The 12,778-nt window shown below is 39.2% G+C and carries 13 protein-coding genes; 11 read left to right on the forward strand and 2 right to left on the reverse strand.

All coding sequences use genetic code 11. The features are described 5' to 3' along the window. The first annotated feature begins 52 nt into the window (after positions 1–52). On the forward strand, positions 53–1,057 hold the full coding sequence (locus V7150_RS04775; RefSeq protein WP_335514196.1) for an AI-2E family transporter: 1,005 nt from the start codon (positions 53–55) through the stop codon (positions 1,055–1,057). A gap of 82 nt (positions 1,058–1,139) precedes the next feature. Continuing rightward, positions 1,140–1,373 carry a hypothetical protein gene (locus tag V7150_RS04780; RefSeq protein WP_335514199.1) on the forward strand — a complete coding sequence of 78 codons (234 nt, stop codon included), beginning with the start codon at positions 1,140–1,142 and terminating at the stop codon, positions 1,371–1,373. Positions 1,374–1,444: 71 nt separating this feature from the next. Here V7150_RS04780 and V7150_RS04785 read toward each other — a convergent pair whose 3' ends face one another. Beyond that, a complete protein-coding gene (locus V7150_RS04785; protein WP_335514202.1) occupies positions 1,445–2,152 on the reverse strand; it encodes a DNA alkylation repair protein in 708 nt (235 codons plus the stop codon). 145 nt (positions 2,153–2,297) lie between these two features. Here V7150_RS04785 and V7150_RS04790 point away from each other — a divergent pair, with 145 nt between their 5' ends. After that, positions 2,298–3,272 carry a cation diffusion facilitator family transporter gene (locus V7150_RS04790; protein WP_335514203.1) on the forward strand — a complete coding sequence of 325 codons (975 nt, stop codon included), beginning with the start codon at positions 2,298–2,300 and terminating at the stop codon, positions 3,270–3,272. A gap of 120 nt (positions 3,273–3,392) precedes the next feature. Here the strand turns inward: V7150_RS04790 and V7150_RS04795 are convergent, their stop codons facing one another. Next, positions 3,393–3,905, reverse strand: coding sequence for an acyl-CoA thioesterase (locus V7150_RS04795; protein ID WP_335514206.1), 513 nt, complete (start codon positions 3,903–3,905; stop codon positions 3,393–3,395). 163 nt (positions 3,906–4,068) lie between these two features. Between V7150_RS04795 and V7150_RS04800 the strand changes: the two genes are divergently transcribed. From V7150_RS04800 to V7150_RS04835, 8 genes are all read left to right on the forward strand, one after another. Beyond that, positions 4,069–5,145 (forward strand): serine hydrolase domain-containing protein, encoded by a 1,077-nt coding sequence (locus V7150_RS04800; protein ID WP_335514209.1) that lies wholly within the window; start codon positions 4,069–4,071, stop codon positions 5,143–5,145. Positions 5,146–5,187: 42 nt separating this feature from the next. Continuing rightward, complete coding sequence (nadE, locus tag V7150_RS04805) at positions 5,188–6,009, forward strand: ammonia-dependent NAD(+) synthetase (protein ID WP_335514211.1); 822 nt, start codon at positions 5,188–5,190, stop codon at positions 6,007–6,009. A 326-nt stretch (positions 6,010–6,335) separates the two neighbouring features. Then, positions 6,336–7,760 carry an amino acid permease gene (locus V7150_RS04810; protein ID WP_335514215.1) on the forward strand — a complete coding sequence of 475 codons (1,425 nt, stop codon included), beginning with the start codon at positions 6,336–6,338 and terminating at the stop codon, positions 7,758–7,760. Positions 7,761–7,913: 153 nt separating this feature from the next. Further along, complete coding sequence (locus V7150_RS04815; RefSeq protein WP_335514218.1) at positions 7,914–8,732, forward strand: amino acid ABC transporter substrate-binding protein; 819 nt, start codon at positions 7,914–7,916, stop codon at positions 8,730–8,732. Beyond that, positions 8,719–9,417: an amino acid ABC transporter permease gene (locus V7150_RS04820; RefSeq protein WP_335514221.1), complete on the forward strand. Its 699-nt coding sequence runs from the start codon at positions 8,719–8,721 to the stop codon at positions 9,415–9,417. The genes V7150_RS04815 and V7150_RS04820 overlap by 14 nt, the downstream gene beginning before the upstream one ends. A 27-nt stretch (positions 9,418–9,444) precedes the next feature. Then, positions 9,445–10,179, forward strand: a complete 735-nt coding sequence (locus V7150_RS04825) for an amino acid ABC transporter ATP-binding protein (RefSeq protein WP_335514224.1) — start codon at positions 9,445–9,447, stop codon at positions 10,177–10,179. A 437-nt stretch (positions 10,180–10,616) separates the two neighbouring features. Then, positions 10,617–11,162: an NfeD family protein gene (locus tag V7150_RS04830; protein ID WP_335514225.1), complete on the forward strand. Its 546-nt coding sequence runs from the start codon at positions 10,617–10,619 to the stop codon at positions 11,160–11,162. Positions 11,163–11,176: 14 nt separating this feature from the next. Then, entirely contained in the window at positions 11,177–12,697 is a 1,521-nt protein-coding gene (locus V7150_RS04835) for a flotillin family protein (RefSeq protein WP_335514227.1), read from the forward strand. The last annotated feature ends 81 nt before the right edge of the window (positions 12,698–12,778 follow it).

Genomic DNA, 12,778 nt, shown 5'->3' on the forward strand with positions numbered 1-12,778 from the left:
GATATAATAAACACATATAAAAAAAGTAAAAATAATGGGGTTTGAATATTGCATGATAAATAAACTTTTGCAGAGCAGTGGATTTAAAAGAATAGCAATTTTTGTGTTGATTGCGATCATCTTATATGCGATGAGATCTATGATAAATTTGATTTTACTTACGTTTATTTTTACTTTTTTAATGGATCGGTTAGTTCAATTTATTGAAAAGAAAATCCCGCTTAATCGCAGGTTGATTGTGATTGTATCATATGCCTGTATTGTCGGCTTGTTTTCTTACGGTTTAGTCATGTACCTGCCGATGATTGCTGGTGAAATTACCGCATTGATCAAACAGTTAACTGCTTTTTATACCTCGAAGCATGATAATATCGTCTTGAGTTATGTGATGAGCCGTTTTGAGGAAATTCAAATTTCCAGTTACCTGGAGCAGGGCTTTACCTTCTTAATTAAGAATTTAACTGATATTAGTAAAATTACCTTGCAAGTGTTAATGGCGCTTTTGTTGAGCTTATTTTGCTTATTAGAAAAACCACGCTTAATTGAATTTACAAAGAAATTTAGAACGAGCAAGATCTCATCCATCTACGTGGAAATTGAATATTTTGCACACAAATTCGTTGGAACGTTCGGTAAAGTAATTGAAGCACAATTAATAATTGCCTTGGTGAACTGTATTCTTACAACCATCTTCTTATGGCTGCTTGATTTCCCGCAGCTAGGCGGTTTATCGATTATGATTTTTGTTTTAGGATTAATCCCGGTTGCCGGTGTAATTATTTCATTAATCCCACTTGTGATTATTGCCTATAGTATTGGCGGCATAATGAAGGTTCTCTATGTCGGGATTGCGATTGCGGTTATTCATGGCATTGAAACTTATATTTTAAATCCAAATTTAATGAGTTCAAAAACAAATCTTCCTGTCTTCTATACATTTATTGTCTTGATTTTTTCAGAGCACTTTTTTGGAGTGTGGGGTCTGATTATTGGAATACCTATATTTGTGTTCCTTTTGGATGTATTAGATGTGACGGATAGTAAAAAAGTATTGTGAAAAAGCCTTTTCTAATAGGCTTTTTTCTTTTGGCTGATTTCTGCTATTCTAAAAGTATGAACTTTATAAGGAGGATTTCTTTATGAGCGACTGCAAGCTAGATCACTCGCAGGAAGATGTTATAAGTAAATACGAATCCCAAGCAGCTTTTTTACCTGAGGAGATGAAGCCGTTATTTAATCAGTTTTTTACCAAAGATCATACACAAGCTATTTTAAATGAAGTTTTTCATCTCTTAAAAAAATATGATTTAGCATCGGTTGAAGAACAGAACGAAAGAAATAACCGCTTATATTTGGTCCTAAAGAACGTTTAATGAAGAGGGCCCCTGCGCGCTGAGCCAGGGGCTGTTTTCATACTTAGACACAATAGATTTTTAAATTACCTTTAACAAATACAGGTTTTCTTCTTAACTCCAATCTTGCCCCGAAGCTCAATTTTTTTAATGTACTCGCCTGCTAAAGGCACTTTACAAGCTGTATTCCCGACATCGACATGTACCTTGCCAATCTTTTCAGCCACCTTTTTTGCTTCCTCATGCAATGCCGTAACATAGGCCCCAACACTGATTACAAAGCCATTCATCACATAACGGACACGGTTTTTTTCTTTGTGAATGGTGGCTTCCACTTGCTGTAAAAGGGTACGAATTTCCTTTAGGTCTAATTTTTCATCAGCTGTAATCGATAAGTAATTCGCATATGTACTCCACCCGGCTACGGCCGTCATTTCTACATCTGATTTCATCCATTCCCGTGCCAGGTCAAGTGCATAGGGGCTTTCAGCGGCGGCTCTTGCCACCGTATATTCGGCATGCATATACCAGTTGGCATGCTTAACCCAATCTTGAAGCGTTTCTTCCGTCATCAATTTTGGGTTGACGGAAAGCCCTGCTAAATACATGGCATCGGAATTGCCAGTATTGTATAATGCCAATGCTAACTCTTGATCTTTTTTAACCGGCTTCACCAGCTTTTTTAAATCGCCCACCTTTACCCCGAAAAGGGATCCTTGTGCACCATGGTTGATAAACGTTTTTTTCGTTTGCTCTGTTCCTAACTCTGCAAGCTTCCACATGATTTCATCTAATGTCATTTTGGAACCCTCCTAGCATTTTTCCTCATTTTATCATCATTTTGGGAAAATTTCCTTTTGCAATACATCAATTATTAATGAAATATGGTATGTTAGAAAATATTAAAGTAGGACAATTTAATAATATTTAAGAAAAGAGGATTCGATGGGAGAATTATTACAGCTTTTGAAACGCGGAAATAAGTCGGCCATGCTTGCCGCCATTATTAATACAATTATTTCGATTATTAAAGGTGTTGCCTTTTTGTATACTGGAAATGTTGCGATGTTTGCCGAAACGATGCATAGTCTCGGGGATGCAGCCAATCAGTTATTTGTGTTTATCGGATCAGCCTTAAGTAAGAAGGCGCCAACAGAAAAATTTCCAAATGGATTTGGCCGCTTAGTAAATTTAGTTCTTTTGGGCGCAGTGTTGATTGTCGGCATTATGGCGTTTGAAACTATTAAAGAAGGATGGCACCATGTTTTACATCCAACAAAGTCCGGCGGGTTTATGATTAATATTCTTGTTCTAGCCGTTTCAACGATTCTTGAAACATTTGTCTTGTTTAAAGCAATGAAAGAAATATTACATGATATTGATGTAAAAGTAAGTGGTCCGAGTGTTATTGTAAAAAGTTTTGCCAATTTAGGAAAAGCAAAACCGGCGACAAAGCTTGTGTTTATGGAAGACCTTGTGGCAACTTTGGGCGGATTGTTAGCGATATTAGCCGTTGTGCTTGCCCACTTTACAAATTTCCATCAGTTAGAGGGGATTGCTTCGATGCTGATTGGTGCGATGATGTTTTTTGTGGTTGGGAAGGTCTTTTTAGACAATGCTGCGGGTGTAATTGGGCAGGCAGATGAGGAAATGGAAAACAAAATCGGGGTACTTGTTATGGAAGATCCTGATGTAAAGGACATTCAGGACATTACTGTCATTAAAGAGGGAGAAGACCTGCACGTTGAATTGGAAATTGAAATAGATCCAGGTTTAACTGTTGCTGCCGCTGATGATATTAAAGACCGTTTAGAGGAAAAAATTATGGCGGAAAGAGGGGTCGTCGATGTCACAATCGAGATTGATGAAGAGGATGGCGTGATGACATGGCAAAACCGCAGTGAATCACCAGCAGAATAGGAAATGGGCTTCATGAAGGTGAATATATTGTTGCCGTGATTGGGAATAAAGATCCTCAGAAATTGAATTAGGTTCGCGCTTATATGCACGAACCTTTTCTGCGTTTTTTTGATGGCACCTTTATTCCCATGGTTTATGGGTAGTAAAAACACTGGCCAGTTCTTTACTGCTTTTCCGATGCTTTTTCCGCTTCTCCGCTCTTTCTTCGCTGGTTTCATGAAGCTTTTTCTCTTCTTCAGTTTCAGGGATAATGCCTGGGACTTTTGATGGCTTTCCATTATCATCTAACGCGACAAACGTTAAAAAGGCGGTGGCGGCAATTTTTCGGTCACCAGAAATTAGCTTTTCTGCAATGACCTTGACGAAAATCTCCATTGAAGACGTCCCAGTAGATGTGACAAAGGTTTCAATACAAACAGAATCCTTCGGTGTAATCGGGCTTAGGAAATCGACAGAATCAATAGATGCCGTTACGCATTCAGCCCTGGAATGTCTTGTTGCAGAAATAGAGGCAACCATATCAATATCACTAAGTAACTTCCCGCCAAACAAGGTATTATGGTTATTAACATCATTCGGAAAAATCCTGCTCGTTCTTACGACTCTTGATTCATTACACGTTTTTGCTTCCATTTTTAGTACCTCCAACTCTTCAATAATTCTTTATATTTTGCCTAAAACTACTTCTATAAACGAAAAAACCTTCTAAAAGCAGCAAAAATGGAGTAACGCATTGTTTAATCATACATAATAAGTACATGAATAAACAACTGGAAAAAGGAAGAAGTGGTTTAAAATGAGAAGAAAAAATTTTCAATGGTTATTATTATTTTCTTCTATTTTCTTCGGGACAGCAGGCTGCCAAAATAGTATAAACATACTCAAATCCAAATATAACGTTTCAGCAAACTATGAAAATAATCAGACAGAAAACAGTATTCAACAAGGAATAAGAAAATATTTAATTTCTCATCATGTAAATGGCAGTATTGCTATTGTAAAGAAGAATGAAATTATTTTTCAAGAGGGAGTGGGGTTTGCAAATAGGAAAAAGCAAATCGCAAACCAACCATCCACAGCACATCCGATTGCTTCAATTACGAAGCTGATGGTTGCGACAAGTATTATGCAGCTCCAGGATCAAGGGAAATTAACCATCCAAGATTCTGTGTCAACTTTCATACCAGACTTTCCAAATGGGAAGAACATCAAACTCATCCATTTATTAAACCACACCTCTGGAATCCAGGATCCTCGTTGGCATTCGGGTAGAAAGAAGCCTGCAGTCATTGTGAAAAGGCTCAATACAACATCGTTTAGGTTCCCTGCAGGTACTCAATGGGATTACAATGATATTAATTATTTGGTACTAGGGTTTATAGTGGAAAAAGTAACCGGGGAACAACTCCATAAATACATTCAGAAAAATATATTCAACAAGGCTTCGATGGGGAATTCGGGTTTTATTTCGGATATACCTCCGGTTTATTCAACAGGCTATTTAAAGCTTGGAAACCAATTGATACCAGCAAAGAGATTGAATATTAATTTGCTTTTTGGATGCGGTGATATTTATTCCACAGTTCTGGATTTATGTTTATTTGATGAAGCATTAATGAGCGGAAAGCTTGTTTCTAAAAAAAGTTTAAAGGAAATGCTGACTCCAGGACCGAAATCTAACTATGGTTTAGGACTTTATGTCTTAGATTCCATGGTTTATAGCAGGGGTGCCGTGGGGGGATGGGAATCGCTTCATGTTTATTTTAAAAATAAAACCTCAATCGCAATCCTCTTGAATGTTCGAGACAAAGGGATTGACATTCATCAGGTTGCCAAGGACGTTTATAAGATGATGAATGAAAAGCATTTATGATAAAGTACATATATCAATAATTTTAGCTAGGGGGCTCAAGGGATGAGTTTACAAGGACTGATTATGAAGGAATTAAATGTTACACCAGACATTCAACCAAAAGAGGAGATTCGAAAGCGGATTGATTTTTTAAAAAATTACCTGCTTAAAACAAAGGCAAAAGGCTATGTATTAGGAATCAGCGGCGGCCAGGATTCGACACTTGCCGGACGTCTCGCCCAGCTGGCAGTTGAGGAACTGCGTAACGAAGGAACCGATGCGCTGTTTGTTGCTGTCCGTCTTCCATACGGTGTCCAACAGGATGAGGAAGATGCTAAGCTATCTTTAGCGTTTATTCAGGCTGATCGGGAAACAACCTTTAATATCATGGCAGCTGTTGATGAAGTGCAAAAAGAATATGACCAAAGTTATGAGGGCGGGCCGATAAGTGATTATCAAAAAGGTAACGTTAAGGCGAGAATGAGAATGATTGCTCAATATGCCATCGGCGGCATGGAAGGGCTGCTTGTGATCGGTACAGATCATGCCGCAGAAGCGGTTACTGGTTTCTATACAAAGTACGGGGATGGCGGCGCAGACCTCCTTCCATTGACTGGCTTAACGAAACGGCAGGGCAAATCTTTACTTAAAGAACTTGGAGCAGACGAACGACTTTACTTAAAAGTTCCAACTGCAGACCTGCTTGACCAGAAACCAGGTCAGGCGGATGAAACAGAGCTTGGGATAACCTATGATGAACTCGATGACTATCTTGAAGGGAAGTCAGTTTCTAAAGAAGTCGCAGAAAAGATTGAAAAGCGGTATATCATCACTGTACATAAACGGCAACTTCCTGCTAGTATGTTTGATGATTGGTGGAAATAAGAAATTCGGAAGCGCCTTGAATAGGGCTTATGACCCTGAGCTCTAAGGAGCTGGGGCTAGACAGTTATCAAGGGTAAAAGAACTCATACAAATAAAAAATGCGGAGTGAAGAGATTGCCTAATAAAGGGCAGTCTCTTTTTTGAATATTGATCCTTTAAAAAGTAACAACATGTGTACATTTTTTTAATACTAATATTTTAACTCTCTAATGCTTTATCACGATAAAATTTTCCATTGACAAAGGATATGCTCGAGCGTATTCTAGTAACATAATCATTATTCGGAAATCATAAAAGAGATGAATGCATCGAGAGGGGTTCTCACAATGGGGAAGACAAATAAATTAGGGTTTTGGGTATTAACGGCACTTGTGGTTGGAAATATGGTAGGTTCAGGGATTTTCATGCTGCCAAGATCATTATCAGAGGCAGCTAGTCCGGCTGGGGTCATTATGGCGTGGCTGTTAACCGGCTTCGGTGTTTTGATGATTGCCCTAGTATTTGGAAATTTAGCGATTCGCAAGCCAAACTTAACAGGCGGGCCGCAAATTTATGCCAAGGAGCTATTTAAACCAGGTTCACAGGCATCAATTTTAGCGGGCTTTATGTCGTCCTGGGGATACTGGGTCGGAAATCTTGCCGGAATTGTGGCTGTTATTACAACCTTCGCCGGTTATCTATCAACTTTCTTTCCGATTTTAACAAGCAAGACCCCATGGTTTACCATTGGCGGCTTTACCCTCATGGTTGGCAATGGACTAACGTTTATCGTTTGTACGGTTATGTTATGGGGAATTCACTTAATCATTATGCGCGGAATGGAAAGTGCCGGGAAATTAAATTTTGTTGCGACAGCGGCAAAGGTCATCGGTTTTTTCTTGTTTATCATTATTGGATTGTTTGCCTTTGAAAAAAGCAATATCCTGCCGTTTGTGGCAGTGAGGGCAGACGAGGCAGGACACGCCCTTGGAATAATGTCTCAAGTCAACAATGCAGCCGTAAACACATTGTGGGCGTTTATTGGCATCGAGTCAGCGGTTGTGTTTGCCGGCCGTGCTAAAAAACAGACGGATGTGAAACGGGCGACGGTTCTTGGTTTATTTATTGCCTTAGCCATTTATATGGGGATTAGCACACTTGTAATGGGGATGTTAGATCAAAACACACTAATTCACTCTGACAAGCCCATGATTGACGCGATACAATCTGTTTTAGGACCGTTAAGCGGCAAAGTGTTAGCTGGAATCGGCTTAATCAGTTTATTTGGATCAACGATTGGCTGGGTAATGCTAAGTGCCGAAGTTCCCTATCAAGCAGCAAAACAAGGGTTATTTCTTCCTGCTTTTTTAAAAGAAAATAAAAAGGGGTTACCATCCTTTTCTCTTCTTTTGACAAGTGGAATTGGTCAGTTATTTATTTTTTCAACGGTATCAAAGTCGATATCAGGTGCTTTCGATTTCATTATTCTGATAGCTACTCTAGCCTATTTAGTACCTTACTTTATTTCATCCATTTACCAGCTTAAATTAGTTATTACCGGAGAAACGTATAAGAGTGATCGATCAAGAATCGCAGATGGAATCATCGCTCTTCTTTCCACAATTTATTCCATTTGGATTATAATCGCTGGAACAGCGGACATAAAAACATTTATTTATGGAATAATCTTGATAGCAAGCGGGATTCTTTTCTACGGTCCATTAATGAAAAGGCACGATAAAGTTAAACAAAAAGAGGCGTTATCAGCTTAACCTGTCAGTAATTCTCTGATAGGTTTTTATTTTTTCTAAAAGGGTAAAATAAATTTATTCTATTTGATTTTTTCTTTTGACAGATTGGAAGGGATATAATATGATTATTAAATCCTAGAAAAACAATCAGAATTAGGGGGTTTATGTTACGAGATGAAAAAAATAACAGTTATTTTTGCACTCTTACTAAGTTTTATGTTTGTTTTGTCTGCATGCGGTAAGGATAATAATGCCGCTAAAGACAACAAGCCGGCTGAAAAGGCTAATCAGGATTTATTGAAAAAAGTAAAAGATGAAGGAAAGCTTATCATTGGTACTGAAGGTACGTATGCTCCTTTTACGTTCCATGATGCAAATGGAAAGCTAACCGGATTTGATGTTGAGGTTGCAGAAGAAGTAGCCAAGCGTTTAGGCGTGAAGGCAGAGTTCAAGGAAACACAATGGGATGCGATGTTTGCCGGTCTTGATGCGAAGCGTTTTGATATGGTAGCAAACCAGGTTGGAATTCGTCCCGACCGTCAGAAAAAGTACGATTTCTCTGATCCTTATATTACCTCTGCTGCTGTGTTAATCGCCTCAAAAGACAATGATAAAGTAAAATCATTTGCGGACATGAAGGGATTAAATTCTGCTCAATCCTTGACGAGTAACTATGCAGATATTGCAAAAAAGAACGGTGCTAATATTGTCGGTGTAGATGGTTTCCAACAAGCAGTTGAACTGATTGCACAGAAACGTGTCGATGTAACCGTCAATGATAAAATTGCCTATTTGGATTATACAAAGCAAAAGCCAGATGCACCAATCAAAATTGTTGCAACTGCCGAGGATGTCTCATCTAGTGGATTTATGTTTAGGAAGAAAAATGACACACTTGTAGATGCAGTAAATAAAGCATTAAAAGACATGGTCGATGATGGCACTTACAAAAAAATCTCTGAGAAATGGTTTGGTGTAGATGTACTTAAATAGTATTTTTGCTGACCCGGAAAGAACAGCGAGATTAATCGATATCGCCAAAACCTCCCTTCAGCCGCTGCTGGAGGGAGCTATTATGAATACCATCCCTTTAACTATTATTTCGTTTATTATTGGGTTGATTTTGGCTGTTCTGACAGCCCTTGCCCGTATTTCTCATGTTAAGTTTTTTCAAATTGTTGCAAGAGTCTTTGTTTCTGCTATTCGCGGAACGCCATTATTGGTGCAATTATTTATTATTTTTTATGGTCTTCCAAATATCGGAATTACGCTTGATCCATTTATTTCTGCTGTAATTGGCTTTTCCTTAAGTGTTGGTGCGTACGCATCAGAAATAATTCGTGCTGCGATTCTTTCCATCCCAAAAGGTCAGTGGGAAGCAGGCTATTCGATTGGTATGACCTATACACAAGCATTAAAAAGAATTATTCTGCCCCAGGCTGTAAAAGTATCGATTCCGCCGTTATCGAATACTTTTATTAGTCTTGTAAAAGATACCTCGCTTGCTTCACTCGTGCTTGTAACCGAGATGTTTCGCCGCGCCCAGGAAATTGCTTCAACCAATTATGAATTTTTATTGGTCTATTCCGAAGCAGCATTTCTTTATTGGGTTATTTGCTTTTTCCTTTCTTTAATACAAGGATTTATGGAAAAGAGACTGGATCGTTACGCATCTTAAGAATGTACGGGGAAAGGGGGTTTTACGATGATATCTATTAAAGGTTTGTATAAACAATTTGGTCAATTAGAGGTTTTAAAAGGAATTGACCTCGAGGTTGAAAAAGGGAAAGTAGTTGTTGTCATCGGGCCGTCAGGTTCCGGAAAGACAACCATGCTCCGCTGTTTAAATGTGTTGGAAATCCCCACAAAAGGTGTCATTTCCATCGAAGGCCAAAGCCTGGATTTTTCTAAAAACGTTCCGAAAAAAAATATCGCTTCATTCCGCCGCTTAACAGGAATGGTTTTTCAAGGTTATAATCTTTTTCCTCATAAAACTGCTCTTGAGAATGTTATGGAAGGACCAGTGATTGTAAAAGGGGAGAATAAAGACACTGCACGCAAAAAAGCGCATGCCTTATTAGAAAAGGTTGGTCTTGGTGATAAGAAGGATTACTATCCCACTCAGCTTTCGGGGGGTCAACAGCAGCGTGTCGGGATTGCCCGGGCATTAGCGATGGAGCCGGAAGTCATGCTGTTTGATGAACCAACCTCGGCGCTTGATCCTGAGCTTGTCGGTGAAGTATTAAAAGTAATGAAGGATCTTGCCAGGGATGGGATGACAATGATCGTTGTGACCCATGAAATGCGCTTTGCCCGTGAAGCTGCCGATGAGGTCATTTTTATGGATCAGGGAGTTATTGTCGAACGAGACAAGCCGAATGAAATCTTCACCAATCCTAAAGAAGAAAGAACAAAGAAGTTTTTGAATCTGATTCAGTAAGGTGCTGTAGCTTAAGTTGCTATGGCACTTTTTTTGTGTTTAAGTGAAAGTAAACGGGAAGAAAGGATTCGTCGGTCAGCTAGAAGGGTACTACGTGAATATAAACGGAAAAAGTGGATCGAGTGGTAAATTAAAGAGGTTCCATTCCCCCCAAAAAAAGAAGCTCCTATAGTGACAACAAAGCTAGCAATGTTCAAAATTCTTTGCATCCAGTACAAATATCCAAATTTTGTCGAAGATTGTTATGTTCTAAATTGGCAAATAATGATAAAATTGGTTTAAGTGTGAAACCTTTTACATTTTCATCCGTATTACCTAATATTACATAACTCAGGGGAAGGGAAGGATGCTCCATGCCTAAAATTTTTTGAAATCATAGACCACAGTACACTTTCCTTTGTATTCTTCACCATAATAAAAAATAAGGAATGATGCACATGGAACCTTTCAGCATACCTTTAGAAACGATTTATTTGTATGGACTAATCATTTCGGGTGTATTAACGGTTTTATATGTTTTATTTGCAGATGTGTTTCATTTTCACGGAGCTGGGGATGGCGGACTGGACTTCCTTAACCCTGTCTTGATTTTTGCCTTCGTGACCATTCTGTCTGCGAGCGGCTACTTATTTGAAAAGCTATCATCATTACATTATTTACTCATTTTAGCTATCTCGGCAGTAATCGCCTTTGTTGTTGTTACCCTATTAAATGTCTTTGTTCTCGTACCGTTATCTTCTGCGGAGGAGTCACTTGTTTATAAAGAATCTGATTTGCAAGGCCGGATTGGGACTGTCATCACGACGATTCCAGCTGACGGTTATGGCGAAGTGATGATTGACAGTACGAGTGGAAGAATAGCAAAACCGGCATCAAGCTTTGATGGTGACGAGATTCCAAATGGCACGAGTGTACTCGTTGTCCAGGTGAAAAATGGAGTCCTCGAAGTAACAGTTCATCATCAATTAGAGAAATTTTTATAAGGGGGTTTTAAGAAATGGAATTTAACGTTATTTGGATTATTATTGGGATTGTTGCACTTATTTTAATTGCTTTAATCGGTGTCTTTATCACTAAGTACAGAACTGCCGGGCCGGATGAGGCTCTAATTGTTACAGGAAGCTTTCTTGGAAACGGAAATGTACACGTAGACGAATCAGGAAATAAAGTCAAAATTATCCGGGGTGGCGGTAGCTTTATTTTACCAGTATTTCAACAAGCAAAGCCTTTAAGCTTGTTATCTAGTAAACTAGAAGTTACTACACCTGAGGTTTACACAGAGCAGGGTGTACCGGTCATGGCCGATGGTGTTGCGATTATTAAAATCGGCGGCTCGATTAGTGAAATTGCGACTGCAGCTGAACAATTCCTTGGAAAGCCAAAGGAAGAACGCGAAAGTGAAGCAAGAGAAGTCCTAGAAGGTCACCTCCGATCGATTCTCGGCTCAATGACTGTTGAAGAAATCTATAAAAATCGCGATAAATTTTCTCAAGAGGTTCAAAGAGTTGCGTCACAGGATCTTGCAAAAATGGGACTCGTTATTGTATCGTTCACGATTAAAGATGTTCGGGACAAAAATGGCTACCTTGATTCCCTTGGTAAACCGCGAATTGCTCAGGTTAGAAGAGATGCCGATATTGCCACAGCTGAAGCAGAAAAAGAAACCCGTATCAAAAAAGCAGAAGCTTCTAAGGAGGCAAAGCGTAATGAATTAGAGCGGGCAACAGAAATTGCCGAAGCAGAAAAAATCAATCAACTGAAAATTGCGGAATTCCGCCGTGAACAGGATATCGCAAAAGCAAAGGCCGACCAAGCTTACGACCTTGAAAGTGCACGTTCCAAGCAGGACGTAATGGAACAAGAAATGCAAATCAAGATCATTGAAAGACAAAAGCAAATCGAATTAGAAGAAAAAGAAATTCTTCGCCGTGAACGCCAATATGATTCTGAAGTGAAGAAAAAAGCCGATGCTGACCGTTATTCCGTCGAGCAATCTGCAGCAGCTAATAAGGCTAGAGAAATTGCAGAGGCGGAAGCCAATAAATACCGTATCGAAGCTATGGCAAAGGCGGAAGCAGAACGGATTCGCCTCGACGGTCTTGCCAAAGCAGAAGCACAAAAGGCTCAAGGGTCCTCAGAAGCAGAAATTATCCGCCTAAAAGGTTTGGCAGAAGCCGAAGCAAAGGAAAAAATCGCCGAAGCATTCGAGCAATTCGGTCAAGCAGCTATTCTCGACATGGTGGTCAAAATGCTTCCTGAATATGCGAAGCAAGTGGCAGCTCCATTATCTAATATTGATAAAATTACCGTTGTCGATACTGGCGGCGGTTCAGGAGAAAATGGCGGTGCCAATAAAATTACTAGTTATGCGACTAACTTAATGGCGAGCCTGCAAGAGTCATTAAAGGCATCAAGCGGGATCGATGTAAAAGAACTGATTGAAAACTACTCAGGTAAAGGTAATGTGCGAAGAAGCATTGAAGAACTAACAGAAGAGGTTAAAAAGAAAGACGAATAAATACACAAAAAATCCTTATCGACTTCGATAAGGGTTTTTTTATGCCGTTTTCACATAAAAAAATACGGGTGCCCCGCCTTT

This window comes from Neobacillus drentensis, assembly GCF_036965245.1.
GTDB lineage: Bacteria > Bacillota > Bacilli > Bacillales > Cytobacillaceae > Neobacillus > Neobacillus drentensis_G.

Excerpts from the sequence above, each read along its gene's own strand:
- V7150_RS04775 (WP_335514196.1), top strand. The coding sequence starts at position 53 with ATGATAAATAAACTTTTGCAGAGCAGTGGATTTAAAAGAATAGCAATT.
- V7150_RS04780 (WP_335514199.1), top strand. The coding sequence starts at position 1,140 with ATGAGCGACTGCAAGCTAGATCACTCGCAGGAAGATGTTATAAGTAAA.
- V7150_RS04785 (WP_335514202.1), bottom strand. The coding sequence starts at position 2,152 with ATGACATTAGATGAAATCATGTGGAAGCTTGCAGAGTTAGGAACAGAG.
- V7150_RS04790 (WP_335514203.1), top strand. The coding sequence starts at position 2,298 with ATGGGAGAATTATTACAGCTTTTGAAACGCGGAAATAAGTCGGCCATG.
- V7150_RS04795 (WP_335514206.1), bottom strand. The coding sequence starts at position 3,905 with ATGGAAGCAAAAACGTGTAATGAATCAAGAGTCGTAAGAACGAGCAGG.
- V7150_RS04800 (WP_335514209.1), top strand. The coding sequence starts at position 4,069 with ATGAGAAGAAAAAATTTTCAATGGTTATTATTATTTTCTTCTATTTTC.
- nadE (WP_335514211.1), top strand. The coding sequence starts at position 5,188 with ATGAGTTTACAAGGACTGATTATGAAGGAATTAAATGTTACACCAGAC.
- V7150_RS04810 (WP_335514215.1), top strand. The coding sequence starts at position 6,336 with ATGGGGAAGACAAATAAATTAGGGTTTTGGGTATTAACGGCACTTGTG.
- V7150_RS04815 (WP_335514218.1), top strand. The coding sequence starts at position 7,914 with ATGAAAAAAATAACAGTTATTTTTGCACTCTTACTAAGTTTTATGTTT.
- V7150_RS04820 (WP_335514221.1), top strand. The coding sequence starts at position 8,719 with ATGTACTTAAATAGTATTTTTGCTGACCCGGAAAGAACAGCGAGATTA.
- V7150_RS04825 (WP_335514224.1), top strand. The coding sequence starts at position 9,445 with ATGATATCTATTAAAGGTTTGTATAAACAATTTGGTCAATTAGAGGTT.
- V7150_RS04830 (WP_335514225.1), top strand. The coding sequence starts at position 10,617 with ATGGAACCTTTCAGCATACCTTTAGAAACGATTTATTTGTATGGACTA.
- V7150_RS04835 (WP_335514227.1), top strand. The coding sequence starts at position 11,177 with ATGGAATTTAACGTTATTTGGATTATTATTGGGATTGTTGCACTTATT.